Below are 24,878 nucleotides of genomic sequence, written 5' to 3' on the forward strand. Positions count from 1 at the left end.
CGTGGCGATCCGCACGCTCGACTCGCTCGGCGACCTCGCCGGGAGGACCGTCCTGATCCGGTGCGACTTCAACGTGCCGCTGCAGGACGGCCGCATCACCGACGAGGGCCGGATCGTCGCATCGCTGCCCACCCTTCGCGCCCTGCTCGAGCAGGGCGCGAAGGTGGTCGCGATCGCCCACCTCGGCCGACCCAAGGGCGAGCCCGAGGCGCAGTACTCGCTCGCACCGGTCGCCGCGCGGCTGGGCGAGCTGCTGGAGGCCGAGGTCGCCTTCGCGTCCGACACCGTGGGGGAGGACGCCGAGCGGGTGCGCAGCGGCCTGCAGGACGGGCAGCTCGCGCTGCTCGAGAACCTTCGCTTCAACCCGGGCGAGACCAGCAAGGATCCCGAGGAGCGCGCCGCCTTCGCCGCGCAGCTCGCTGCCGGCGCCGATGCCTTCGTCTCCGACGGCTTCGGCGTCGTCCACCGCGCGCAGGCGAGCGTGTTCGAGATCGCTGCGGCGCTGCCGAGCGCCGCGGGACTGCTCGTCGAGCGCGAGCTCGAGGTGCTCTCGCGGCTGACCGACGCCCCGGAGCGCCCCTATGCCGTCGTGCTGGGCGGCTCGAAGGTCAGCGACAAGCTGGGTGTCATCGAGCACCTGCTGCCGCGTGTCGACCGCCTGCTGATCGGCGGCGGGATGCTCTTCACCTTCTTGAAGGCGCAGGGCCACGGAGTGGCCTCGAGCCTGCTCGAGGAGGACCAGCTCGATCGCGTGCGCGGCTACCTGCAGCGCGCAGAGGAGCTGGGCGTCGAGCTGCTGCTGCCGACCGACGTGGTCGTCGCCGCAGCCTTCGCCGCGGACGCGGAGCACGAGACGGTCGCGGCCGACGCGATCGAGGACTCGCGCTTCGGCGCGCAGGGCATCGGCCTCGACATCGGCCCCGACTCCGCCGCGGCGTTCGCCGACGCCATCCGCAGCGCCACGACCGTCTTCTGGAACGGCCCGATGGGCGTGTTCGAGATGGAGGCGTTCGCTGCGGGCACCAAGGCCATCGCGCAGGCCCTCACCGAGACCGACGGCCTGGCGGTCGTCGGCGGTGGTGACTCGGCAGCCGCCGTGCGGCAGCTGGGGTTCGCCGACGACGCGTTCGGCCACATCTCGACCGGTGGCGGTGCGAGCCTCGAGTTCCTCGAGGGCGCCCGCCTCCCAGGACTGGAGGCACTCGGATGGTGACCGCACCGAACACCGACCGCACCCCGCTGATCGCGGGCAACTGGAAGCTCAACCAGGATCACCTGCAGGCGATCGCCCTCGTGCAGAAGACCGCGTGGGCGCTGCAGGACGGCAAGCACGACCACGCGGCCGTCGAGGTCGCGGTCTTCCCGCCGTTCACCGATCTGCGCAGCGTGCAGACGCTCATCTCGGCGGAGAAGTTCGAGCTGCGCTTCGGCGCCCAGGACGTCTCGCAGCACGAGTCTGGCGCCCACACGGGCGAGGTGTCGGCCGCGATGCTCGCGAAGCTCGAGTGCAGCTACGTCATCGTCGGCCACTCGGAGCGCCGTCAGGACCACCACGAGACGGATGCGATCGTCGGCAAGAAGGCGGCGGCCGCGCTCGCCCACGGCGTCACCCCGGTGATCTGCATCGGCGAGACGGCGGAGGACCTCGAGCAGCACGGCGCCTCGGCGGTGCCGGTGCAGCAGCTGCGCGACGTGCTGGCCGAGCTGCCGGAGGCGGGCGACATCGTCGTGGCGTACGAGCCGGTCTGGGCCATCGGTTCGGGCAAGGCGGCGACCGCCGAGCAGGCGCAGCAGGTGTGCCAGGCGCTGCGCCAGGCCATCGCCGAGGTGCGCGGCGACGAGGCTGCGGCCTCCACGCGCATCCTCTACGGCGGCAGCGTGAAGTCGGGCAACATCGCTGGCTTCATGCGCGAGCCCGACGTCGACGGTGCGCTCGTCGGCGGGGCGAGCCTCGACGCGGCGGAGTTCGCGGCGATCGCTCGGTACCGCCAGCACGTCGGGACCTGATCCGCGACGCAGCATCCGCTCGGTGCGTGCGCCGTCGGCAGTCCGACCCGCGGGACGCCGACGAGCCGCGCGGGAATCCCTGCGATAGGATGCTCGTTGGACTTTGCCGCGGGCTGGCGAGAGCGAGCCCACGGATCCGGCTTCGGCCGAGGAATCGAGAAGAGGGCTAGTGGAGATTCTCCAGATCATCATGCAGGTGATCCTCGGCGTCACTTCGGTGCTGCTGACGCTGTTCATCCTGCTGCACAAGGGTCGCGGAGGCGGACTGTCCGACATGTTCGGCGGCGGCGTGGGCTCGTCGATCGGCTCGTCGGGCGTCGCCGAGCGCAACCTGAACACGATCACCGTCGTGGTGAGCCTCGCGTGGGTCGCTTCGATCGTCGTGCTCGGCCTGATCACGAAGTTCGCGGGCATCTGATGGCCTCCGGAGGAAGCGCGATCCGCGGCTCCCGCGTCGGCGCGGGCCCCATGGGCGAGCAGGATCGAGGGTTCCACGCCGAGCGCGTGGCGATCTCCTACTGGGACGCGATGGGCAACGAGACGGTGCGGTACTTCGCGGCCGATCTGCCCGACGACGAGGTGCCCGACGTCATCGACTCGCCGTCGACGGGCCTGCCCGCCGGTCGCGACAAGGAGAACCCGCCGCAGGTGGCGAAGAACGAGCCCTACAAGACGCACCTCGCGTACGTGAAGGAGCGCCGCACGCCGGAGGAGGCCGTGCAGCTGCTCGATGAGGCGCTGCAGAAGCTGCGCTCCGCAGAGGGCCGCGGCTGACGCCAGCCCCTCGTCGAGCGACGCCCCGGGCCCCGGGGCGCGCAGGCTCCGCTTCAGCGGCCGTCCTCCTCCAGGAGGGCGGCCGCTTCGGCGTCCAGCAGCATCAGCGTCTCGCGGCGACCCGCGGCAGCGCCGGCCGGCGCCTCGCTCGGTGCCGCGCCGCCGCGCACGAGCGCCACGGCCTCCGCCTTGTCGGCGCCAGCCACCACCAGCCAGACGCGGTCGGATGCGTTGATCGCCCCGACGGTGAAGCTCAGTCGCGTCGGCGGCGGCTTGGGGGAGTCGGTGACGCCGATGACGGCGACACCCGACTCCTGGATCCCGGGCAGCCCGGGGAAGAGCGACGCGATGTGCGCATCCGGCCCCATGCCGAGGATCGTCAGGTCGATCTGGCCGAGGTCGTGCAGCATCGCGGTGCCCGCAGCGGCCGCAGCCTGCAGGGCCGCGGCCGCGTCGGAGGCCGAGCCGTCATCCGCCGCCAGCTCGTGCACCTGCTCCACGGGGATCGGCACGCGCTCGAGCAGCGCCTCCCTGGCCTGCACCGCGTTGCGGTCGGGGGAGTCGGCGGCGACGAAGCGCTCGTCGCTCCAGGTGATGACGACGCGCTGCCAGTCGATGGCGCGCTCGGCGAGCGCGGCGAGCAGCTCGGTGCCCACCGAGCCGCCGGTGACGGCGATCGTGGCCTTCCCCTGGGCCTCGACGAGCTCCTGGAGCAGGGCCGTGAGGCGATCGGCCGTCTGCGCGACCAGCGCGGCGCGGTCGGCGTGGACGATGACGCTCATCGGTGCTCCCTCACGATCTCCTGCAGCACCTGCCGGTACATGTCGTCGGCGTCGAGCTTGCGCAGCTCCTCCGCCAGCTGATCCTCGAGCCCTCGGGTCGAGAGCGCCACGTGGTGCTCGGGCTGCCCGGGCTGCCGCAGCATCCCGACCGAGTCGCGCAGCCGCGTCAGCGACGAGGCGCCGCTGTCGCGCTGCAGCTCGACCGAGTGCAGGCCGCTGGAGCCGGTGGGCGTGTCGCCCGCCTCGGTGGTCTCGATCGGCACCCCCAGCCGCAGCCGCAGCCACGCGGCCATGAGCTGGACGCTCGGGTTCGCGAGATCCCCCGAGACCACGCCGGCGTGCACGGGCTCGAACGGCGGCTGGTCGAGCAGCGCAGCCATGTGGGCGCGCCAGTTGGTCAGGCGCGTCCACGCCAGGTCGGTGTCGCCGGGCGCGTAGCAGCCGGCGAGCGCGTCGATCGCGGCGCGCGGATCCCGCTGCTTGCCGGAGTCCGTGATGCGCCGCTGCGAGATCTGGCCCAGCTGCGACGCCGAGGGGGTGTCGGGCATGAAGCTGGGCCACCACGCGACGACCGGCGCGTCGGGCAGCAGCAGGCCCTGCACGATGCCGAGCAGGTGCGAGCCGAGCTCGCCGTAGCACTGCAGCAGCACGACCTCGCTCGCACCCGCGTCCGCGCCGACGCGGATCTCGGCATCCAGCCGGGGCTCCTCGCCCGCGTTCACGTGGTCGGGGTTGCGGGAGACGACGATGACGCGCATCGGGTGCTCTCGCGAGGCCTGGTTGGCGGCGCGGATCGCCTCCTCCTCGCCGCCGATCTGCGTGTGGATGACGAGGGTGAGCACTCGACCGAGCGCGACGACGCCGCCCTCCTCGCGGATCTCGAGCATCCGCCGCTGCACCTCTGCGGTGTTCGTGCGTGAGAGTCGGATGATCACGGTCGCCTCCAGTGCCTGCCGTCGCGCGCCAGCAGCTCGTGCGCGCTGCGCGGTCCCCACGAGCCCGGCTCGTACTGCTCCACCGGCCCGCCCTCGGCCCCCCAGTGCGCCTCGATCGGGTCGAGGATCTTCCAGGAGAGCTCGACCTCCTCGTGCCGGGGGAAGAGCGGCGGATCCCCGAGCAGGACGTCGAGGATGAGCCGCTCGTACGCCTCGGGGCTCTCCTCGGTGAACGCGTGCCCGTAGCCGAAGTCCATCGTCACGTCGCGCACGTGCATCCCGGGGCCCGGCACCTTCGAGCCGAAGCGCATCGAGACGCCCTCGTCGGGCTGCACGCGGATCACGAGGGCGTTCTCGCCCATCGTGCGCAGGTCGGAGTCCTCGAAGAGGTACTGCGAGGCGCGCTTGAACACGATCGCGATCTCGGTGACGCGGCGGCCGAGGCGCTTGCCTGCGCGGAGGTAGAAGGGCACGCCGGACCAGCGCCGCGTGTCGACCTCGAGCTTGATGGCGGCGTAGGTCTCGGTGCCGGAGTCGGGGCGCATGCCCTCCTCCTGCAGGAAGCCCCGCACCTGGGCGCCGCCGTGCCAGCCGCCGGCGTACTGCCCTCGGGCGGCGGAGCGCTCCAGGGGGAGCGGCACGCGCGCGGCGCGCAGCACCTTCTCCTTCTCGACGCGCAGGTCGGCGGCGTCGAAGGAGACGGGCTCCTCCATCGCCGTGAGCGCGAAGAGCTGCAGCAGGTGGTTCTGGATCACGTCGCGCGCGGCGCCGATGCCGTCGTAGTAGCCGGCACGACCCCCGACGCCGATGTCCTCGGCCATCGTGATCTGCACGTGGTCGATGTGGTTGGCGTTCCAGATCGGCTCCCACAGTGCGTTCGCGAAGCGCAGCGCGAGGATGTTCTGCACCGTCTCCTTGCCGAGGTAGTGGTCGATGCGGAAGACGCTGTCGGCCGGGAACACCGACTCGACCACGTCGTTGAGCTCGCGCGCGGAGGCGAGGTCGTGGCCGAACGGCTTCTCGATCACCACGCGCCGCCAGCGATCGCCGTCGCCCTCGGCGAGGCCGGAGCGCTTCAGCTGCTGCGTCACGAGCGGGAAGGCGTTCGGCGGGATCGAGAGGTAGAACGCGTGGTTGCCCATCGTGCCGCGCGAGGTGTCGAGCTCTGCGAGCACATCGGCGAGCCGGTCGAAGGCCGCGTCGTCGTCGAAGTCGCCCTGCACGAAGCGGATGCCCTCGGCGAGCTGGCGCCACACCGACTCCCGGAACGAGGTGCGCGCATGCTGCTGCACGGCCTCGCGCACGACGTCGGCGAACTCCTCGTGGCTCCACTCGCGGCGGCCGAAGCCGACGAGGCCGAAGCCGGGGGGCAGCAGGCCGCGGTTCGCGAGGTCGTAGACGGCGGGCAGCAGCTTCTTGCGCGCGAGGTCGCCCGTGACGCCGAAGAACGTCAGCGCGTTCGGGCCCGGGATGCGCGTGAGCCGCTGGTCGGAGGGGTCGCGGAGCGGGTTGTGCCCGGCCGCGACGGCGACCGCCGGGGAAGCGGCGTGCGCGTCGTGCGCGACCGCCGCCTCCCCGGCCGTGGCCTCGGTCATCGGGCGGCTGCGGCGAGCAGCCGCTCGAGACCGTCGTCCAGGTCGTCGAGCGTGAGCGTCAGCACGGGCCGCCCGTGCTCGGCGAGCACGCTCGCGTCGCCCGCGGCCTGCGCCTGGATCAGCTGCCCGAAGGTGAACGGACGCCCGGGGATCTCGAGATCCTCGTGGGGCGTCCCGAGCAGCTGCAGGAACACGCCGCTCGGCGTGCCGCCCTTGTGGTACTGCCCGGTGGAGTGCAGGAACCGAGGGCCCCAGCCGAAGGTCACCGGGCGCCCCGTGCGGGCGGCGAAGGCCTTGCGCAGGCGCTCGAACCGGGGCTGGCCGATGCGGTCGAGGTAGGCGTGGATCGCCAGGTAGCCGTCATCGGCGAGCTGCGCCAGCAGCGCGTCGATGGAGGCGTCGACCGAGTCGAGCGCGACGGCCTCGGTGCCGCGCACCTCGATGCCGGCGTCGACGGCGACCGGTGCCGCGGGCGGCTGCAGGTCGTCGAGCAGACCGCGGGCCGCGATCTTCGCCGACTCCACGTCGGGCTGGTCGAAGGGGTTGATGCCGAGGATGCGTCCGGCCACGGCCACCGCGAACTCCCACACGAGCAGCTGCGCGCCGAGCGTGCCGGCGACCTCCACCTCGCCCTCGGCCACCTCGCGCGCCTCACGGGCGGAGCCGACCAGTCGCACCACCTGGAGGTCCTCCAGCCCGGCGTCGAGCTCCGGCGCGTCCCGCTCCAGGACGATCGGCAGCACGCCGACGCCCTCCTTGCCGGTGGACTCGGCGATGAGCTGCTCGGCCCACTCGCCGAGGCCGATGATGTGCGTGCCGTCGGTGACGATGCCGGTCTTGTCGCGCAGCGGACGGGTGCCGGCGATGGCGGCCGCGAGCTGCAGGCCCGGGTTGTCCTCGGCGTCCTCGCTGATCTCCGGCAGCGCGGCGATCGCCTCGTCGAGGAGCTCGCGCACGTCGACGCCGGCGAGGCCGCAGGGCACGATGCCGAACGCGGTGAGGGCCGAGTAGCGCCCGCCCACGTTCGGGTCGGCGTTGAAGACGCGGTAGCCGGCGCTCCGGGCGTCGGCGTCGAGCGGCGACCCCGGGTCGGTCACCACGACGATCCGCTCGGTCGGGTCGATGCCCGCCTCCCGGTACGCCGCCTCGAAGGCGCGACGCTGGCTGTCGGTCTCGAGCGTGGAGCCCGACTTCGAGGAGACGACGAGCGCCGTGCGGGCGAGGCCGTCGCGCAGCGCCCGGCGCACCTGCGCGGGCTCGGTCGAGTCGAGCACCGTCAGGTCGACGCCTGCCGTGCGGGTGATGACCTCGGGCGCGAGCGACGAGCCGCCCATGCCGGCGAGCGCGATGCGATCCACGCCGCGCTCCCGCAGCTGCTTGCGCAGCGCCTCGACGTCGTCGACGATGCCGCGCGTGCCTGCTGCCGCCTCGACCCAGCCGAGCCGCACCGAGGCCTCCGCCTCCGCAGCCTCGCCCCAGAGCGTCGCGTCGCCGGCGACGAGCCGGCCCGCGACGCCGTCGGCGACGAGCTGCGGCACGACCCGCTCGATCGCCTCCGCCGCTGCGCCCGAGGCGTTGATCGTGAAGGTCATGCTCCCGCCTCCGCGTGCTCCATGTGCTCCTGCACCGTCTGCACCAGCTCGGCCCAGGAGGCGTCGAACTTCTCGAGGCCCTCGGTCTCGAGCTGCTCGACCACGTCGCTGTAGGAGATGCCGAGCGCGTCGAGCGCGTCGAGCACGTCCTCCGCGGCCTCGAAGCCGCCGCTGATCGCGTCGCCGCGCACCTGCCCGTGGTCGGCGAGCGCCTCGAGCGTCTTCTCCGGCATCGTGTTCACCGTCTGCGGCGCGACGAGCTCGGTCACGTAGAGCGTGTCGGGCAGCGCCGGGTCCTTGACCCCCGTCGACGCCCACAGCGGGCGCTGCGCGGTGGCGCCGGCGGCCAGCAGCGTCTGCGCGCGCTCGGTGGCGAACGCCTCCTGCCAGACACGGTAGGCGAGGTGCGCGTTCGCGATGCCGGCCTTGCCCTTGAGCGCGGCGGCCTCGTCGGTGCCGATCGCCTCGAGCCGCTTGTCGATCTCGCTGTCGACGCGCGAGACGAAGAACGACGCGACCGAGTGGATCTTCGAGAGGTCGTGGCCGGCCTGCTGCGCGCGCTCGAGGCCGGTGAGGTAGGCGTTGATGACGTCGCGGTAGCGGTCGAGCGAGAAGATCAGCGTGACGTTGACGCTGATGCCCGCGCCGATCGTCGCCGCGATGGCCTCGAGCCCCTCCTTCGTGGCGGGGATCTTGATCAGCACGTTCTCTCGGCCGACGCGCTCGTGCAGCATCGCCGCGAGCTCGACGGTGCGGTCGGTGTCGCGCGCGGCACCCGGCTCGACCTCGATCGAGACGCGGCCGTCGACCCCGCCCGACTGCCGGTAGACGTCCGCGAAGATGTCGCACGCATCCGCCACGTCGGTCGTCGTGAGCGAGGTGATGACCTCGTCGACGTCGGCGCCGCCCGCTGCGAGCTCCCGCACGGATGCCTCGTAGGTCTCGCCCGCGGCGATCGCGTTCGCGAAGATCGTCGGGTTCGTGGTCACGCCGACGACGTTGCGCTCGGCGATGAGCTCGGCGAGGTTGCCGCTCGTGATGCGCTGGCGCGAGAGGTCGTCGAGCCAGATGCTGACGCCGGCGTCGCTGAGCGCCTGGGTGTTCTCGTTCATGTCCTTGCCTCCTGGCTCGCTCAGCGAGCCGATTCGATGGATGCGCGAGCGGCCTCGACCACGGCCTCGGTGGTGAAGCCGAACTCGCGGAACAGGGTCTTGTAGTCGGCGCTCGCACCGAAGTGGTCGATCGCGACCGTGCGGCCGGCGTCGCCGACGACCCGGTGCCAGCTGAGCGCCGAGCCCGCCTCGACCGAGACGCGGGCCCGCACCGATGCCGGCAGCACCGACTCGCGGTACTCGTCCGGCTGCTCGGCGAACCACTCGAGCGACGGCGCGGCGATCACGCGCGCCGCGATCCCGTCGGCGTGGAGCTGCTGGCGTGCCTCGAGGGCGAGCTGCACCTCGGAGCCGGTCGCGATCAGCAGCACGTCGGGCGTGCCCTCCTGCGCCGTGACGCCCGGCGCCTCTGCGAGCACGTAGGCGCCCTTGGCGACGTTGGACGCCGCGGCGAGGGTGTCGCCGGATGCCGCGCCGTCGCCTCGGTCGAGCACCGGCAGGTTCTGGCGGGTGAGCGCGATGCCGACCGGCTTCTCGCGCCGCTCGAGGATGGTCTTCCACGCCCACGCGGTCTCGTTGGCGTCCGTGGGCCGCACGACCTCGAAGCCGGGGATCGCGCGCAGCGTCGCGAGCTGCTCGATCGGCTGGTGCGTCGGGCCGTCCTCGCCCAGCGCCACCGAGTCGTGCGTCCAGACGTGGATGGGGTGGACGGCCATGAGCGCGGCCAGGCGCAGCGCCGGGCGCTGGTAGTCGCTGAAGATCAGGAACGTGCCGCCGTAGGGTCGGGTCGGGCCGTGCAGCACGATGCCGTTGAGGATCGCCGCCATCGCGTGCTCGCGGATGCCGAAGTGGAGCGTGCGGCCGCCGGCCGACGCATCGGGCCACGAGGTCGTGCCGTGCTCGGCCGGCGCGAAGGAGCCCTTGCCCTCGAGCGTGGTGTTGTTGGACTCCGCCAGGTCGGCGGAGCCGCCCCAGAGCTCGGGCAGCACCTCTGCGAGCGCGTTCAGCACCTTGCCGGACGCGGCGCGGGTCGAGACCTCGGTGCCGGCCTCGAAGACCGGCAGCGCGGCCTCGACGCCGTCGGGCAGCGCACCGGAGAGGAGGCGATCCAGCAGCGCCTTGCGCTCGGGGTTCGCCTCGGCCCACGCGTCGAAGCGCTGCTGCCACGCACCGCGAGCCGCCTCGCCGCGCGCTGCCGCGTTGCCGCGGGTGTACTCGATGACGGCGTCGTCGACCTGGAACGACTGCTCGGGGTCGAAGCCGAGGAGCTCCTTGAGCCCGGCGACCTCGTCGGTCCCGAGCTTCGAGCCGTGGATCTTGCCTGTGCCCTGCTTCGTCGGCGCGGGCCAGCCGATGATGGTCTTCAGGATGATGAGGGAGGGCTTGCCGGTCTCGGCCTTCGCCTGCTCGATCGCGGCGTGCAGCGCCTCGACGTCCTCGACGTAGTCGTCGGCGGTCGGGTGGTCGCCCTGGCGCCACGAGACCTCGAGCACCTGCCAGCCGTAGGCCTCGTAGCGGCCCTTGACGTCCTCCGTGAAGGCGATGTCGACGTCGTCCTCGATCGAGATCGCGTTCGCGTCGTAGATCGCGATCAGGCGGCCGAGCTGCTGGTGGCCGGCGAGCGAGCCCGCCTCGCTCGTCACGCCCTCCTGCAGGTCGCCGTCACCGGCGATCACGTACGTGTAGTGGTCGAAGGGGCTCTCGCCCTCGGGGGTGCCCGGGTCGAGCAGCTCGCGCTCGAAGCGCTGCGCGTAGGCGAAGCCGACGGCCGATGCCAGCCCCTGCCCGAGGGGGCCGGTGGTGATCTCGACGCCCTTCGTGTGCCGGTACTCGGGGTGCCCGGGCGTGAGCGAGCCCCACGTGCGCAGCGACTCGATGTCGTGCTTCTCGAGGCCCGATCCCGTCAGGTAGAGCTGCACGTACTGGGTCAACGACGAGTGGCCGACCGAGAGGATGAAGCGGTCGCGGCCGAGCCACGCGTCATCCGCGGGGTCGCGATCCATCACCTTCTGGAAGAGCAGGTGCGCGACCGGCGCGAGGCTCATCGCGGTGCCGGGGTGGCCGTTGCCGACCTTCTCCACGGCGTCTGCGGCGAGGACACGCGCGGTGTCGACAGCCTGCTGGTCGTTGGTGGTCCATTCGAATGCCAAGGAGGCTCCTTCATCGGGCAGCCCACGCCATCGGCGGGCCGCTGCGGGACAGACGTTGCGACCCCTCCAGCATAGTGAGCAGGCGCATCCCGGAGCGGGTCGGACCCCGCCGCGCGACGCCGCGCGTCAGATAGGATGGAGGCTGGCCCACGGCCCCCGACCTCGTCTGAACGGATCCCGCTGCATATGTCGAACACGGCTTCGCCCGGCGTCACCGCGCCCGAGGACGAAGGGCACCGGGGCTCGCGATCCGCCACCAAGGCGAAGGCGTACGTCGCGCTGACCAAGCCGCGAGTGATCGAGCTGCTGCTCATCACGGCGCTGCCGACGATGTTCCTCGCAGCCGGTGGCGTGCCGCCCATCGGCGCCCTGGTCGCGACGCTCATCGGCGGATTCCTCAGCGCCGGCAGCGCGAACGCGTTCAACATGATCCTCGACCGCGACATCGATCGCGTCATGCATCGCACGCAGCAGCGCCCGCTGGTGACCGGCACGCTCTCGGTGACCGAGGCGCGCGTGTTCGCCTGGTCGCTCGCGGTCGTCTCGACCGTCGTGCTGTGGGTGTTCGCGACGCCGCTCGCCGCGGTCCTGTCGGTCGCGGCCATCGCCTTCTACGTGCTGATCTACACGATGCTGCTCAAGCGTCGCACCGAGCAGAACATCGTCTGGGGCGGCATCGCCGGCTGCTTCCCGGTCGTCATCGGGTGGGCCGGTGTGACGGGCACGCTCGACTGGCCCGCCTGGATCCTGTTCACGCTCGTCTTCCTCTGGACGCCGGCGCACTACTGGCCGCTGTCGATGAAGTACCGCGACGACTACGAGGCGGCGGCGGTGCCGATGCTGGGCGTCGTGCGCGGCACGCCGATGGTCGGCATCCAGGTGATCCTGTACGCATGGGCCTCGCTCGCGTGCACGCTGCTGCTCATCCCGGTCGCGGGCATGGGGCTGCTGTACTCGGCGGTCGCGGTGATCGCGGGCGCCTGGTTCATCGGCGAGTCGCACGCGCTCTACGGGCGGGCGATCGCACGCGCCTCCGAGCTGCGCGCGATGCGCGTCTTCCACGCCTCGAACACCTACCTGACGCTCATCTTCCTCGCGGTCGGCGTCGACCCGCTGCTGCCGTTCTAGCGCCCCTGCTCGACCTGCCGCTTGAAGCCGCGGTGCGAGCCCACGAACCCCAAGCGCTCGTAGAACCGGTGCGCATCCGGCCGGCGCTCGTCCGAGGTCAGCTGCACGAGCGCGCTGCCGGTGGACACCGCTGCCGGCCCCATCGCCCACCGCAGCATCGCGGTGCCCAGCCCGGAGGAGCGGTGCTCGGCGTCGACCCGCACGGCCTCGATCTGCAGCCGCGTCGCGCCCCGGCGCGCGAGACCGGGGATGCGGGTGAGCTGCATGGTCGCCGCGAGCCGCCCGCCGGCATCCACGGCGACGACCAGCTCGTTCGACGGCTCGGCGAGCACCTCGGCGAGCGCAGCGGCGTACGCAGCGCTGGCGGACGGCTCCGCGGTCTCACCGCGAGCGACCGCGAGCGCGTCGTCCGCGAGCAGCGCCACCAGCGCAGGCAGGTCCTCCTGCGTCGCGCGGCGGAGGCGGTAGCCGGCGCTCGGAGCGCGCGGCAGCTCGAGCTCGCAGGGGAGGTCCAGGGCGGTGAGCACGCTCAGACCCGGTCGAGCATCTGCAGCAGCCGGCCCTCGCGCAGCGCCCAGGGGCTGACGTCGAGCGACTTGATGCCGAAGGCCCGCATGGCCTCGGAGAGCACGATGCCGCCGGCGATCACCTGGAAGGTGCGATCCGGCGTGATGCCGGGGAGCGCCGCGCGAGAGCTCGCATCCATCTTCGCCAGGCGCGGCAGCCAGTCGTCGAGCTGCTTGCGGCTCAGCACGGCGCGATCGGCGTCGCCCACGCCGGGCATGAGGTTGCCGGCGAGGCGCGCCAGCGAGCGGATGGTCTTCGACGAGCCGACCACGTGGTCTGGTCTGCCGAACGGCTTGATGTGCGCGACCGCGTCGTCGAGCACGCCCTTGGCGTAGAGCCGCAGCGCCCGCTGGTCGGTGAGCGACGGGGGGTCGGCGTGGAAGAAGCCGACCGTCGACCTGCCGGCGCCGAGCGGCACCGAGAGCGCCGCATCCGGCTCCTCGTCCTGCCCGATGGCGATCTCGAGCGAGCCGCCGCCGATGTCGAGCAGCAGGATCCGGCCCGCGGACCAGCCGAACCACCGGCGCACGGCGAGGAAGGTCAGACGAGCCTCGTCGGGGCCCGAGAGGATGTCGAGGCCCACCCCGGCCTCGCGCTCGATCCTGGCGATGACCTCCTCGCCGTTCGCAGCCTCCCGCAGCGCGCTCGTCGCCATGACGACGAAGTCGTCCAGGCGCTCGCCCCGCGCGATCTCGGCGCACTCGCCGATCGCCGCGAGCAGCGCGGCGACGCCCTGGTCGTCGATCGCACCCTGATCGTCGAGGTACCGCATCAGCCGCAGCGTCAGCTTGTGCGAGCGCTGCGGCACCGGCCGACCGCCCAGGCGCACGTCGACGATGAGCAGGTGCACGGTGTTCGAGCCGATGTCGAGCACGCCGAGGCGCGCGCCGTGCTGCACCGACCCGATGGCGCCGTCCTCCGGCCGCGTCGTGGCGGCCCTCGATGTGCCGGCGGCGTGGCTCATGCGCCCGATCGTGCCAGCACGCGCTCGCCGTCGACGGCTGCGCCTGCCCGGCTCGAGGGTCGCAGCGACAGCACCGTTGCCACGCCCAGCGCCGTCGTGACCACCGAGAGCACCATGTGGATGCCGACCAGCAGGATGGGCAGACCGGTGCGCGACTGCACGATGCCGACGACGATCTGCAGCAGGATCACGCCCAGCAGCGCGAGCGACCAGCGCAGGTGCGCGCGCGGGCCCCGCGCGGCCGCCGCGACGACCACGCCGAGCACGAGCGCGAGCAGCGCGTACCCGGGCCAGGCGTGCACGTGCTGCATGATCGCCGGGTCGAGCCCGTTGCGCGCGGCGCCGCCGTCGCCGGCGTGCGGACCGGAGCCCGTCGTGAGCACGCCCACGACGATCACCACCGCGAGCACGGCCGTCGTCACGTGCACGAGCATCGTCTGCCACCGCGGCGCGATCCTCGGCCCGCGCGCCCCGACCACGACCTTCCACGTGAGCACCGCGGCGAGCGCGACGAGCACGACGGAGATGAAGAAGTGGATGCCGACGGTGTCGGGACGCAGCTGCATCCACACCACGACGGCGCCGATGAGGGCCTGCAGGACCGTCAGGCCGAGGATGACCGCGGCGAGCGCGATGACGGCGCGCCTTGCGTGCTGGCGGATGGCCAGCACGAGCATGACCAGCGCGACGAGCACGACGATCCCGCCCCAGACCCGGTTGCCGAACTCGATCACCCCGTGGATGCCCTGCTCGGGGACGGGGACGAACGAGCCCGGGACGCAGTTGGGCCACTCCGAGCAGCCGAGCCCCGAACCGGTGAGCCTGACCGCGCCGCCCGTGCCGACGATGACGATCTGCGTGACGAGCGTCGTCCAGGCTGCGACCATCAGGCTTCGCGAGCGCGTGAGCACAGTGCACCTCTCCTGCCGTTCGCGATAGGATCACGGGGAGCCCATCGGCTCCGAACCCCCGTGCCGCGAGCAGCGGCGAGGCATGTGCGAAGGCCCTTCCATTATGGCCTGTTCGCGAGGGTTCGAGGGCCGCGCGGAATGCCGTGGAGCACCGCCGGGTTGTAGATGTGAAGCGTAGAGAGGGGGAGCTGATGTCCGATGTCCTGATCGACCGGCCCGAGCTCGAGAGCCTGGGGCAGTACGAGTTCGGGTGGCACGACTCCGACGAAGCCGGAGCCATCGCCAAGCGAGGACTGAGCGAGCAGGTGGTCCGCGAGATCTCTGCGCTCAAGAGCGAGTCCGACTGGATGCTCGAGCGCCGGCTCAAGGGCCTGCAGCTGTTCGAGCGCAAGCCGATGCCGACGTGGGGTGCCGACATCTCCGGCATCGACTTCGACAACATCAAGTACTTCGTGCGCTCCACGGAGCGCCAGGCCCAGACGTGGGAGGACCTCCCCGAGGACATCCGCAACACGTACGACCGCCTCGGCATCCCGGAGGCCGAGAAGAAGCGCCTCGTCTCGGGCGTCGCGGCGCAGTACGAGTCGGAGGTCGTGTTCCACTCGATCCAGGCCGACCTCGAGGCCCAGGGCGTCATCTTCATGGACACCGACACGGCGCTGAAGGAGCACCCGGAGTTCTTCGAGGAGTACTTCGGCACCGTCATCCCGGCCGGCGACAACAAGTTCGCGGCGCTCAACACCGCGGTCTGGTCGGGCGGCTCGTTCGTCTACGTGCCGAAGGGCGTGCACGTCGAGATCCCGCTGCAGGCCTACTTCCGGATCAACACCGAGAACATGGGCCAGTTCGAGCGCACGCTCATCATCGCCGACGAGGGCTCGTACGTGCACTACATCGAGGGCTGCACCGCCCCGATCTACTCCTCGGACTCGCTGCACTCGGCGGTCGTGGAGATCATCGTGAAGAAGGACGCCCGCGTCCGCTACACGACGATCCAGAACTGGTCGAACAACGTCTACAACCTGGTCACGAAGCGCGCGATCGCCGAAGAGGGCGCCACCATGGAGTGGATCGACGGCAACATCGGCTCGAAGGTGACGATGAAGTACCCGTCGATCTACCTGGTCGGCGAGCGCGCCAAGGGCGAGACGCTCTCCGTGGCCTTCGCGGGCCCCGGGCAGCACCAGGACGCCGGCGCGAAGATGATCCACATGGCGCCGTACACCACCTCGTCGATCGTCTCCAAGTCGATCGCGCGCGGCGGCGGTCGCGCGGGCTATCGCGGCGAGGTGCGCGTCGATGCGAACGCGCACCACTCGGCGAACAGCGTCGTCTGCGACGCCCTACTGGTGGACACGATCTCTCGCTCCGACACCTACCCTGCGATCGACATCCGCGTCGACGACGTCGTGCTCGGCCACGAGGCGACCGTGTCGAAGGTCAGCGAGGAGCAGCTGTTCTACCTGATGTCCCGCGGGCTCGAGGAGACCGAGGCGATGGCGATGATCGTGCGCGGCTTCATCGAGCCGATCGCTCGCGAGCTGCCCATGGAGTACGCCCTCGAGCTGAACAAGCTCATCGAGATGAGCATGGAAGGATCCGTCGGCTGATGACCGCGACTGACACCACCCCCGACCTGGTGCCCGCCCACCTGGTGACCGCGGAGGCCGCGGAGCGCTTCGTGCCGATCCAGACGCGCTCCGAGCGCCCGACCTCCTTCGATCCGGCCGACTTCGGGACCCCCACGGGCCGTGAGGTGAACTGGAAGCTCTCGGACACGAAGCGCCTCGCGCCGCTGTTCGTCGACGAGGAGACCGAGGCCGGTGACGACAGCGGCATCGCCTACGACGTCGACGCGATCGCCGAGCGCGGCCTGCTGGTGGAGTCCACCGGTCACGATGCCGCCGTGCGCGGCGAGATCTTCCGCCCGGAGGATGTCGTCAGCGCGATCGCGTGGAAGCGCTGCGCGAACGCGCTGCACATCCGCGTGCCGGAGGGCCAGGAGATCGCCGAGCCCGTCATCGCCCGGCTGCAGGGCACGGGTGCCGACCGGCACGCGAACGCGCACATCGTCGTGGAGGCGATGCCCGGCTCGGTCAGCACGATCGTGCTCCACCACTCCGGTTCCGCGCAGTACGCGCAGAACGTCGAGGTCATCGTGCGCGAGGGCGCTCGCCTGACGCTCATCTCGGTGCAGGACTGGGAGGACGACACCGTCCACGCCTCCGCGCACCAGGCGGTCGTCAGCGACGGGGCCTACCTGAAGCACATGGTCGTCTCCTTCGGCGGCGGCGTGGTGCGCGTGAACCCCTCGATGCGACTCGCCGGCCACCGCGCCGAGGGCGAGATGTTCGGCTTGTCCTTCTCGGATGCCGGCCAGCACATCGAGAGCCAGGTCTTCATGTACCACGAGGGCGTCGAGACGCGCGGCGACGTGCTGTACAAGGGCGCGCTGCAGGGCACCGGAGCTCGCTCGGTGTGGATCGGCGACGTCCTGATCGGCGGCGACGCGACGGGCACCGACAGCTACGAGAAGAACCAGAACCTCGTGCTCACCGACGGCGCGCGCGCCGACAGCATCCCGAACCTCGAGATCAAGACGGGCGACATCGCCGGTGCCGGTCACGCCTCTGCCACCGGCCGCTTCGACGACGAGCAGCTCTTCTACCTGCAGTCGCGGGGCATCGAGGAGGAGGAGGCGCGTCGGCTCGTGGTGATCGGCTTCCTGATGGAGATCGTCCAGAAGATCGGCGTGCCGGAGATCGAGGAGCGCCTCGCCGAGGCGATCGAGGAGGAGCTGCGCCGCGGCGCTGGCCTCGCGCCCGCGTCGAAGGCTGGCGCATGAGCGCACAGCGCGCGTGCGGGGTGCAGGACGTCGCGGTGAGCGCTGCCGTGAAGGTCGAGCTCGACGGCGTCGCGATCGCCATCGTGAAGGACTCCGCCGGTGCGATCCACGCGCTCGGCGACACCTGCACGCACGGCGAGATCTCCCTCTCCGAGGGCTTCGTCGAGGGCGACGCCATCGAGTGCTGGGCGCACGGCTCGCAGTTCTCGCTGCGGACCGGCGTCCCGCAGAACCTCCCGGCGTACGAGCCCGTGCCGGTCTTCCCCGTCACCATCGACGGCGACGACGTGCTCGTCGACGTCAAGAACCCACTGACCCTGAGCTAGAGCAGACCCTGTCTGCGTCGCGGCTGCGCCGCGAAGGAAGGAAGCGCGATGAGCGTCCTGGACATCAAGGACCTGCAGGTCTCGATCGAGACCGAGCAGGGCAAGAAGGACATCCTGAAGGGTGTCGACCTCACCATCAACTCCGACGAGATCCACGCGGTCATGGGCCCGAACGGCTCCGGCAAGTCGACGCTGGCCTACACGATCGCCGGGCACCCGCGCTACACCGTCGAGGGCGGATCGATCACGCTCGACGGCGAGGACGTGCTGGAGATGAGCGTGGACGAGCGCGCGCGCGCCGGCCTCTTCCTCGCCATGCAGTACCCGGTGGAGATCCCCGGCGTGACCGTGTCGAACTTCCTCCGCACCGCGAAGACCGCCGTCGCCGGCGAGGCCCCGCGCGTGCGCGAGTGGATCGGCGACGTGCGCGGCGCGATGGAGAAGCTGCGGATGGACTCCTCGTTCGGCGAGCGGAACGTCAACGAGGGCTTCTCCGGTGGCGAGAAGAAGCGCCACGAGATCCTGCAGCTCGAGCTGCTCCGCCCCCGCTTCGCCGTGCTCGACGAGACCGACTCCGGCCTCGACGTCGACGCGCTGCGGATCGTGTCGGAGGGCGTGAACCGGGTGAAGGGCGAGACCGGCCTCGGCGTGCTGCTCATCACGCACTACACGCGCATCCTGCGCTACATCGAGCCCGACCACGTGCACGTGTTCGTGGACGGCCGCGTCGCGGAGCAGGGCGGGCCCGAGCTCGCCCACCGCCTCGAGGAGGAGGGCTACGATCGGTACCTGAAGGCAGGTGTCTGATGGCTCTCATCGAGGTCGACGCAGCGAAGTTCGACACGCTCACCGAAGCGTTGAAGGACGTCGTCGACCCTGAGCTCGACGTCAACATCGTCGACCTCGGGCTGATCTACGACCTCGCGTGGGACGACGAGCAGGATGCGCTCGTCATCTCGATGACGCTCACCTCGGCAGGCTGCCCGCTCACCGACGTGATCGAGACCGAGATCGCCGAGAAGCTCGACGGCCACGTCGAGCAGTTCCGGATCAACTGGGTGTGGATGCCGCCGTGGGGCCCCGAGCGCATCACCGAGGACGGCCGCGAGATGATGAGGGCGCTCGGCTTCACGATCTGACCTCGGTCAGATCGTGCGGACGGTCCTGAGGACCGTCCGGCCGAGCGCCGTCGCGAGCGAGAGCGAGCGAGGCCGGCTTCACGATCTGACCTCGGTCAGATCGTGCGGACGGTCCTGAGGACCGTCCGGCCGAGCGCCGTCGCGAGCGAGAGCGAGCGAGGCCGGCTTCACGATCTGACCTCGGTCAGATCGTGCGGACGGTCCTGAGGACCGTCCGGCCGAGCGCCGTCGCGAGCGAGAGCGAGCGAGGCCGGCTTCACGAGGAGGAAGAGCCATGGACTCACTGGATTGGCTCACCGCCCTCTACACCGCGACCATCCCGGTCGGCGGCGGCCAGGAGCTGCTGCTGCGCGAGGTGGTCGGCAACGCCTTCGGCCTCGCGAGCGCGCTCGGCGGCATGCTGCGCCGTGCCTGGGCGTGGCCGGTCGGCATCGTCGGCAACCTGCTGCTGCTGACCGTGTTCCTGGGCACGCTGCTCGACCCGGAGCACGAGATGCCCGCGCTGCTCGGCCAGGCCGGTCGCCAGGTGATGTTCATCGCCGTCGCCATCTACGGCTGGGTGCGCTGGCGACAGGCACGCAGCTCGGACGGCCAGATCGTGCCGCGCTGGGCGACATGGCGCCAGCGCGCGGCGCTGGTCGTGGTGCTCGTGGTCGGCACCGTGGCGATCACGCCGCTGTTCCGCGCCCTGGGCTCGTACGAGCCGGTCTGGGCCGATGCCTGGACCTTCGTCGGCTCGCTGCTCGCGACCTACGGCATGGCGCGGGGCTGGACGGAGTTCTGGCTCATCTGGATCGCTGTGGACGTCGTGGGCGTGCCGCTGCTGCTGAGCGCCGGCTACTGGGCGACGGCGACGATGTACGCGTTCTACGGCGCCTTCACGCTCGTCGGGTTCATCGTCTGGTCGCGTGCGCGCAGCAAGCCCGCCGTCGAGACGCTGCTGCCGGATCCGCGAGTGGCTGCGGTCGACGACGACTGATCGCCTCGACCGCAGCCCTCGCTAGCGGTCCCGGTCGTGACGCGGCTTGCGCTGCGGGCGCTCGTCGCGGCCCCCGCGGCCGCCTTCGCGCCTGCCCGTGTCGGGCCGGATGTCGATCGGCACCCCGAGGATCCGGGTCTTCGAGAGCTTGTCGAGCTGCGAGCGATCGAGCTGGGGGAGCTCGACCAGCGTGAAGTCGAAGTTGATCTGGATCCTGCCGAAGTCGTCGCGCCCGAGCCCGCCCTCGTTCGCGAGGGCTCCGACGATCTGGCGCGGCTCGACGCCCCGGCGGCTGCCGACCGCCAGGCGGTAGGTGGTCGCGTCCGAGGGCCCGCGACGCGGCCGGCGCTCGCCGCGCTCGTCATCGCCTCGAGCGGGCCGGTCACCGCGCTCGGCGCGCTCGGGCCGCGCAGCACGAGAGGCCTGCAGCGCGCGATCCGCTTGCTCGTCCAGCAGCAGGGGAGTGTCGCCCTGGGCGACGACGGCGAGGGCAGCCGCGACATCCTCCTGCGGCGCGTCGTGGTGGTCGACGTAGTGGGCGACGATCTCGCGGAAGCGCTCGATCCGGTCCGTCTGCGCGAGCGCCGCGGTGATCGCGTCGTCGAACCGCGTGAGCCGGGTCGAGTTGACCTCGCCGGCGCTCGGCATCGGCATGACCGCGACCGTCCCGCGGGTGGCCTTCTCGATCGCGCTCAGCATGCGCCGCTCGCGCGCCGTCACGAAGCTGATGGCATCGCCCGAGCGGCCGGCCCGGCCGGTGCGGCCGATGCGGTGCACGTACGACTCGGTGTCGATCGGCAGGTCGTAGTTGATGACGTGGCTGATGCGCTCGACATCGAGTCCGCGCGCCGCGACATCGGTCGCGACCAGCACGTCGAGGTCGCCGGAGCGCAGCTGCTCGATGGTCTTCTCCCGCTGCGGCTGCGCGACGTCGCCGGAGATCGCGGCGGCGGAGTAGCCGCGGGCGCGCAGGCGCTCGGCCACGGTGTCGGTCTCGTTGCGCGTGCGGGTGAAGACGATCGCCGCCTCGAAGGGCTCGACCTCGAGCACGCGCGTGAGCGCCTCGAGCTTCTGCTGGTAGGAGACCATCAGCGCCCGCTGGGTGATGTTGGGGGAGGTCGAGGCGCCGCCGCGCACCGTCACCTCGACGGGCTCGCGCAGGTGTCGCTGCGAGATGGCGCGGATCTGGCGCGGCATGGTCGCCGAGAAGAGCGCGACCTGCTTCTCGGCGGGCGTCGCCTCGAGGATCTGGTCGACGTCCTCGGCGAAGCCCATGCGCAGCATCTCGTCGGCCTCGTCGAGCACGACGTGGGTGAGCCCGGAGAGGTCGAGCGTGCCCTTGGCGAGGTGGTCCATGATGCGGCCCGGCGTGCCGACGACGACGTGCACGCCGCGGCGCAGGGCCGACAGCTGCACGCCGTAGCCCTGGCCGCCGTAGATCGGCAGCACGTGCACGCCGCCGAGGTGCGCGGCGTAGCGCTCGAACGCCTCGCACACCTGCACCGCGAGCTCACGGGTGGGCGTCAGCACGAGCGCCTGCGGGCTGCGCTGCTGCACGTCGACCGCCGCGAGCACCGGCAGGGCGAACGCCGCGGTCTTGCCGGTGCCGGTCTGCGCGAGGCCGATGAGGTCGCGACCGGAGAGCAGCACGGGGATGGTCTCGGCCTGGATCGCCGACGGTGTCTCGTAGCCGACGTCGTCGAGCGCCTTCAGGATGCCCGGGGGGAGCCCGAGGCTCGCGAAGGCGGTGCGCTCGCCCTCGGTGGGGGCGGCGTCGGTGTGCTGCTCGTCAGTCATGCACGCAACGCTACGCGGTGCGAGCGCGGTCCGTCGACGGACGCGTCGGCAGGCGGCACGGGGGAGCGGCTGCGAGTGTCGCCCGGCTCAGCCTGCGGAGCGGTCGAGCGCTCGGACGCCCGCCCACGCGGCGGGCAGTGCGGCGGCCGCGATGGCCCACTTCACGAGCCCGCCGACGATGAACGGCAGGAAGCCGAGGCTCAGGGCGCCCGCGAGGTCGACGGGCGTACCGAGCGCCGCGAGCACCGCGGCCATGTAGGGCACGCCGAAGGCGAAGGGGATGAGGCTCGCGAGCCCGAAGAGCGCGATCGCGAGCACCGGACGGCGATCCCAGCGGCGCTCCGCGAGCCAGCCGACGACCGCCGCGGTGGCGATGAAGCCGATGATGAAGCCGAAGCTCGGCTTGCCGATGGCGGCGATCGAGCCCGTCAGGCCCGCGAACACGGGGGCACCGGCGAGGCCCAGCGCGAGGTAGCTGACCATCGCGGCGACGCCGCGGCGGAACCCGAGCGCCGCCGAGACGAGCATGACGCCGAGCGTCTGGCCGGTGATCGGCACGGGCCACATGGGGATCTCGACCTGCGCGAGCGCCGCGACGACGGTGATGCCCGTGACGACGAGCAGGAGATCCTTCGCGAGGGTCCGCTGTCCGACGAGGGCGTCGGCGAGGACAGTGCGGCGGGTGAGGGGCACGGCAGCAGCAGTCATGGCCACAGCCTATGACCGCGCGATGGAATCGAGCGGCATCTGGCCCGGATCCGCGGCCGCGCATAGCCTGGCGGCATGAGCGATCTCTCGACGAAGGCAACCGCGCTGCTGCGCATGCACGACGATCTCGCCGTGCTCCCGACGGTGTGGGATGCGTGGTCGGCGCGCGCCGTGGTCGATGCCGGCTTCGGCGCGATCAGCGTCGGCAGCCACCCCCTGGCGGAGTCGCGCGGGCAGGACGACAACGAGGGCATGACGCTGGAGGACGCGCTCGAGGGCATCGCGCGGATCACTGCGGCCGTCGACGTGCCTGTCTCGGCAGACCTCGAGTCTGGCTACGGCACGCCCGCGGCCGAGCTCATCGAGCGGCTGCTGGCAACCGGCGCCGTCGGCCTGAACATCGAGGACACCGTGCACGCCGAGGGTCGCATGCGTGAGCCGCAGGAGCACGCCGACTACATCGCAGGCATGCGTGCCGCGGCGGACGCCGCCGGCATCGACGTGGTCATCAACGCGCGCACCGACGCGTTCGCGCGCCCGCAGCTGCTGGGCGGTGCCGATCCGCTCGAGCAGGCGATCACCCGCATGGAGCTGTGCGAGCAGGCCGGGGCGCGCGCGCTCTACCCGGTGGTCCCCCCGAGCCCGGCTGCGCTCGCTGCGATCCTCGAGCGCGTGTCGCTGCCGGTGAACGTCACCGCGCATCCGATCACGGGCTCTGTCGTGGGCGATCTCACCGCCATCCGGGCGAGCGGGGCGCGCCGGGTGACCTTCGGCCCGCTGCTGCAGGCGGCACTGACGGACACCATCGGCGAGCTCGTACGACGATGGCGGTGACCCTCGGCGCGCTCCGCTGATAGGCTGGACGGCTGGCTCGCTCAACGCGCGCCGCACCCCCATCCCCGTCACGAGAGGCTCCCGCGCGCATGATCGCTGTGTCCGGCTTCGACCTCTCCGTCGGTCCTCGCACGCTGATGAGCGATGTCTCCTTCCGCATCTCCGCGGGCGACAAGATCGGACTCGTCGGGCGCAACGGCGCAGGCAAGACCACCATGACGAAGGTCCTCGCCGGCATCAGCGACGACCGCGACGGCCACACCTTCGCCGGCACCATCGATCGGAGCGGCGAGATCGGCTACCTGCCGCAGGATCCCCGCTCCGGCGACCCGAAGCAGACGGCCCGTCGGCGGATCCTCGACGCCCGCGGGCTCGGGGAGATCGTCGAGGGCATGCGCATCGCGAGCGAGCAGATGGGCGAGGGCGGCTCCGTCGCCGACGACGCCATGCGTCGCTACGGCCGCCTCGAGGATCGCTTCCTGGCGCTCGGCGGATACGCCGCCGAGGCGGAGGGCGCTGCCATCGCCTCCAACCTGCAGCTGCCCGACCGCATCCTCGATCAGCCGCTCGAGACCCTCTCCGGCGGCCAGCGCCGTCGCATCGAGCTGGCCCGCATCCTGTTCTCCGGCGCCGACACGATGCTGCTCGACGAGCCGACGAACCACCTCGACGCCGACTCGGTCGTGTGGCTGCGCGAGTTCCTGAAGGGCTACCAGGGCGGGCTGCTGGTCATCAGCCACGACGTGCAGCTCGTCGAGGAGACCGTGAACCGCGTGTTCTACCTCGACGCGAACCGCCAGGTCATCGACATCTACAACATGTCGTGGAAGCTCTACCTGCGTCAGCGAGAGGCCGACGCCGAGCGCCGCAAGCGCGAGCGCGCCAACGTCGAGAAGCAGGCGAGCCAGCTCGAGATGCAGGCGGCGAAGATGGGGGCGAAGGCCACGAAGGCCGTCGCCTCGAAGCAGATGGCGAAGCGCGCGGAGCGGATGCGCGCGGGGCTCGAGGACGAGCGCGCGGTGGATCGCGTGGCCAAGCTGCGCTTCCCGAAGCCCGCGCCGGTCGGCAAGACGCCGATCATGGCGCGCGACCTCTCGAAGTCCTACGGATCGCTCGAGATCTTCACGGCCGTCGACCTCGCGGTCGACCGCGGATCGCGCGTCGTGATCCTCGGGCTGAACGGCGCCGGCAAGACGACGCTGCTGCGGATCCTCGCCGGGGTCTCCGAGAGCGACACCGGTGAGATCGAGCGTGGCCACGGGCTGCGCGTCGGCTACTACGCGCAGGAGCACGAGACGCTCGACGTCGAGCGCAGCGTGCTGCAGAACATGCTGACCGCCTCGCCGGACATCACCTCCACCGAAGCCCGCCGGGTGCTCGGCTCGTTCCTGTTCACGGGGGACGACGCCGACAAGCCCGCGCGCGTGCTCTCCGGCGGTGAGAAGACGAGGCTCTCGCTCGCGATGCTGGTCGTCTCGAGCGCCAACCTGCTGCTGCTCGACGAGCCGACGAACAACCTCGATCCCGCGAGCCGCGAGGAGATCCTCGGGGCGCTCGGCGCCTACGAGGGCGCCGTCATCCTCGTCAGCCACGACGAGGGCGCCGTCGAGGCGCTCGACCCCGAGCGCGTGCTGATCATGCCCGATGGCACCGAGGATCTCTGGAGCCCGGAGTACCTCGACCTCATCGGGCTGGCCTAGCCTGCCCCTGGCGCGCTGCGCCGACGATCACGG

General features: G+C 71.5%; 24 protein-coding genes. 13 read left to right on the plus strand and 11 right to left on the minus strand.

The window, feature by feature from the left end; all coding sequences use genetic code 11:
* Nucleotide 1 precedes the first annotated feature (1 nt).
* From AA0Z99_RS04895 to AA0Z99_RS04910, 4 genes are all read left to right on the plus strand, one after another.
* The gene (locus AA0Z99_RS04895) at nt 2-1,213 is read left to right on the plus strand and encodes a phosphoglycerate kinase (protein WP_413319993.1); all 1,212 of its coding nucleotides are present in this window, start codon (nt 2-4) and stop codon (nt 1,211-1,213) included.
* Entirely contained in the window at nt 1,207-2,007 is an 801-nt protein-coding gene (gene tpiA, locus AA0Z99_RS04900; RefSeq protein WP_413319995.1) for a triose-phosphate isomerase, read from the plus strand. The genes AA0Z99_RS04895 and tpiA overlap by 7 nt, the downstream gene beginning before the upstream one ends.
* Nucleotides 2,008-2,176: 169 nt before the next feature.
* Nucleotides 2,177-2,425: a preprotein translocase subunit SecG gene (gene secG, locus AA0Z99_RS04905; RefSeq protein ID WP_413319997.1), complete on the plus strand. Its 249-nt coding sequence runs from the start codon at nt 2,177-2,179 to the stop codon at nt 2,423-2,425.
* The gene (locus tag AA0Z99_RS04910; protein ID WP_072313537.1) at nt 2,425-2,781 is read left to right on the plus strand and encodes an RNA polymerase-binding protein RbpA; all 357 of its coding nucleotides are present in this window, start codon (nt 2,425-2,427) and stop codon (nt 2,779-2,781) included. The genes secG and AA0Z99_RS04910 overlap by 1 nt, the downstream gene beginning before the upstream one ends.
* Before the next feature lie 53 nt (nt 2,782-2,834).
* Here AA0Z99_RS04910 and pgl read toward each other — a convergent pair whose 3' ends face one another.
* Genes pgl through tkt form a run of 6 tightly spaced genes read right to left on the minus strand, consistent with a single transcriptional unit; the run spans nt 2,835 to nt 10,947 of the window.
* Entirely contained in the window at nt 2,835-3,563 is a 729-nt protein-coding gene (pgl, locus tag AA0Z99_RS04915) for a 6-phosphogluconolactonase (protein ID WP_413319999.1), read from the minus strand.
* Nucleotides 3,560-4,498, minus strand: a complete 939-nt coding sequence (locus tag AA0Z99_RS04920; RefSeq protein WP_413320001.1) for a glucose-6-phosphate dehydrogenase assembly protein OpcA — start codon at nt 4,496-4,498, stop codon at nt 3,560-3,562. Before AA0Z99_RS04920 ends, pgl begins: the two co-directional genes overlap by 4 nt.
* Nucleotides 4,495-6,093, minus strand: a complete 1,599-nt coding sequence (gene zwf, locus AA0Z99_RS04925) for a glucose-6-phosphate dehydrogenase (protein ID WP_413320003.1) — start codon at nt 6,091-6,093, stop codon at nt 4,495-4,497. The genes AA0Z99_RS04920 and zwf overlap by 4 nt, the downstream gene beginning before the upstream one ends.
* Nucleotides 6,090-7,685, minus strand: a complete 1,596-nt coding sequence (locus tag AA0Z99_RS04930; protein ID WP_413320005.1) for a glucose-6-phosphate isomerase — start codon at nt 7,683-7,685, stop codon at nt 6,090-6,092. The genes zwf and AA0Z99_RS04930 overlap by 4 nt, the downstream gene beginning before the upstream one ends.
* Complete coding sequence (gene tal, locus AA0Z99_RS04935) at nt 7,682-8,797, minus strand: transaldolase (protein WP_413320007.1); 1,116 nt, start codon at nt 8,795-8,797, stop codon at nt 7,682-7,684. The genes AA0Z99_RS04930 and tal overlap by 4 nt, the downstream gene beginning before the upstream one ends.
* 20 nt (nt 8,798-8,817) lie before the next feature.
* Nucleotides 8,818-10,947: a transketolase gene (gene tkt / locus AA0Z99_RS04940; RefSeq protein WP_413320008.1), complete on the minus strand. Its 2,130-nt coding sequence runs from the start codon at nt 10,945-10,947 to the stop codon at nt 8,818-8,820.
* Between the two features lie 186 nt (nt 10,948-11,133).
* Between tkt and AA0Z99_RS04945 the strand changes: the two genes are divergently transcribed.
* A complete protein-coding gene (locus AA0Z99_RS04945; protein ID WP_413320010.1) occupies nt 11,134-12,075 on the plus strand; it encodes a heme o synthase in 942 nt (313 codons plus the stop codon).
* Here the strand turns inward: AA0Z99_RS04945 and AA0Z99_RS04950 are convergent.
* The 3 genes from AA0Z99_RS04950 to AA0Z99_RS04960 are packed head-to-tail and all read right to left on the minus strand — an operon-like array spanning nt 12,072 to nt 14,493.
* Nucleotides 12,072-12,602, minus strand: a complete 531-nt coding sequence (locus AA0Z99_RS04950; protein ID WP_413320012.1) for a GNAT family N-acetyltransferase — start codon at nt 12,600-12,602, stop codon at nt 12,072-12,074. The genes AA0Z99_RS04945 and AA0Z99_RS04950 overlap by 4 nt on opposite strands.
* Before the next feature lie 2 nt (nt 12,603-12,604).
* Complete coding sequence (locus tag AA0Z99_RS04955; RefSeq protein ID WP_413320014.1) at nt 12,605-13,606, minus strand: Ppx/GppA phosphatase family protein; 1,002 nt, start codon at nt 13,604-13,606, stop codon at nt 12,605-12,607.
* Nucleotides 13,603-14,493, minus strand: coding sequence for a COX15/CtaA family protein (locus AA0Z99_RS04960; RefSeq protein ID WP_413320016.1), 891 nt, complete (start codon nt 14,491-14,493; stop codon nt 13,603-13,605). Before AA0Z99_RS04960 ends, AA0Z99_RS04955 begins: the two co-directional genes overlap by 4 nt.
* Nucleotides 14,494-14,708: 215 nt before the next feature.
* Between AA0Z99_RS04960 and sufB the strand changes: the two genes are divergently transcribed.
* From sufB to pnuC, 6 genes are all read left to right on the plus strand, one after another.
* The gene (gene sufB / locus AA0Z99_RS04965; protein WP_413320018.1) at nt 14,709-16,127 is read left to right on the plus strand and encodes a Fe-S cluster assembly protein SufB; all 1,419 of its coding nucleotides are present in this window, start codon (nt 14,709-14,711) and stop codon (nt 16,125-16,127) included.
* Entirely contained in the window at nt 16,127-17,362 is a 1,236-nt protein-coding gene (gene sufD / locus AA0Z99_RS04970) for a Fe-S cluster assembly protein SufD (protein WP_413320020.1), read from the plus strand. Before sufB ends, sufD begins: the two co-directional genes overlap by 1 nt.
* Entirely contained in the window at nt 17,359-17,688 is a 330-nt protein-coding gene (locus tag AA0Z99_RS04975) for a non-heme iron oxygenase ferredoxin subunit (RefSeq protein ID WP_413320022.1), read from the plus strand. Before sufD ends, AA0Z99_RS04975 begins: the two co-directional genes overlap by 4 nt.
* A 48-nt stretch (nt 17,689-17,736) precedes the next feature.
* Nucleotides 17,737-18,495 carry a Fe-S cluster assembly ATPase SufC gene (gene sufC, locus AA0Z99_RS04980; protein ID WP_413320024.1) on the plus strand — a complete coding sequence of 253 codons (759 nt, stop codon included), beginning with the start codon at nt 17,737-17,739 and terminating at the stop codon, nt 18,493-18,495.
* On the plus strand, nt 18,495-18,827 hold the full coding sequence (locus tag AA0Z99_RS04985) for a metal-sulfur cluster assembly factor (protein WP_413320026.1): 333 nt from the start codon (nt 18,495-18,497) through the stop codon (nt 18,825-18,827). The genes sufC and AA0Z99_RS04985 overlap by 1 nt, the downstream gene beginning before the upstream one ends.
* Before the next feature lie 274 nt (nt 18,828-19,101).
* Nucleotides 19,102-19,806 carry a nicotinamide riboside transporter PnuC gene (pnuC, locus tag AA0Z99_RS04990; RefSeq protein WP_413320028.1) on the plus strand — a complete coding sequence of 235 codons (705 nt, stop codon included), beginning with the start codon at nt 19,102-19,104 and terminating at the stop codon, nt 19,804-19,806.
* Nucleotides 19,807-19,827: 21 nt separating this feature from the next.
* Here pnuC and AA0Z99_RS04995 read toward each other — a convergent pair whose 3' ends face one another.
* Entirely contained in the window at nt 19,828-21,603 is a 1,776-nt protein-coding gene (locus AA0Z99_RS04995) for a DEAD/DEAH box helicase (protein WP_413320030.1), read from the minus strand.
* Nucleotides 21,604-21,690: 87 nt separating this feature from the next.
* The gene (locus tag AA0Z99_RS05000) at nt 21,691-22,311 is read right to left on the minus strand and encodes a biotin transporter BioY (RefSeq protein ID WP_413320032.1); all 621 of its coding nucleotides are present in this window, start codon (nt 22,309-22,311) and stop codon (nt 21,691-21,693) included.
* 75 nt (nt 22,312-22,386) lie between these two features.
* Between AA0Z99_RS05000 and AA0Z99_RS05005 the strand changes: the two genes are divergently transcribed.
* Entirely contained in the window at nt 22,387-23,145 is a 759-nt protein-coding gene (locus tag AA0Z99_RS05005) for an isocitrate lyase/PEP mutase family protein (RefSeq protein ID WP_413320034.1), read from the plus strand.
* Between the two features lie 89 nt (nt 23,146-23,234).
* Nucleotides 23,235-24,845 carry an ABC-F family ATP-binding cassette domain-containing protein gene (locus tag AA0Z99_RS05010; protein WP_413320036.1) on the plus strand — a complete coding sequence of 537 codons (1,611 nt, stop codon included), beginning with the start codon at nt 23,235-23,237 and terminating at the stop codon, nt 24,843-24,845.
* Nucleotides 24,846-24,878: the final 33 nt, after the last annotated feature.

This window comes from Agrococcus phoenicis, assembly GCF_047302415.1.
Lineage (GTDB): Bacteria > Actinomycetota > Actinomycetes > Actinomycetales > Microbacteriaceae > Agrococcus.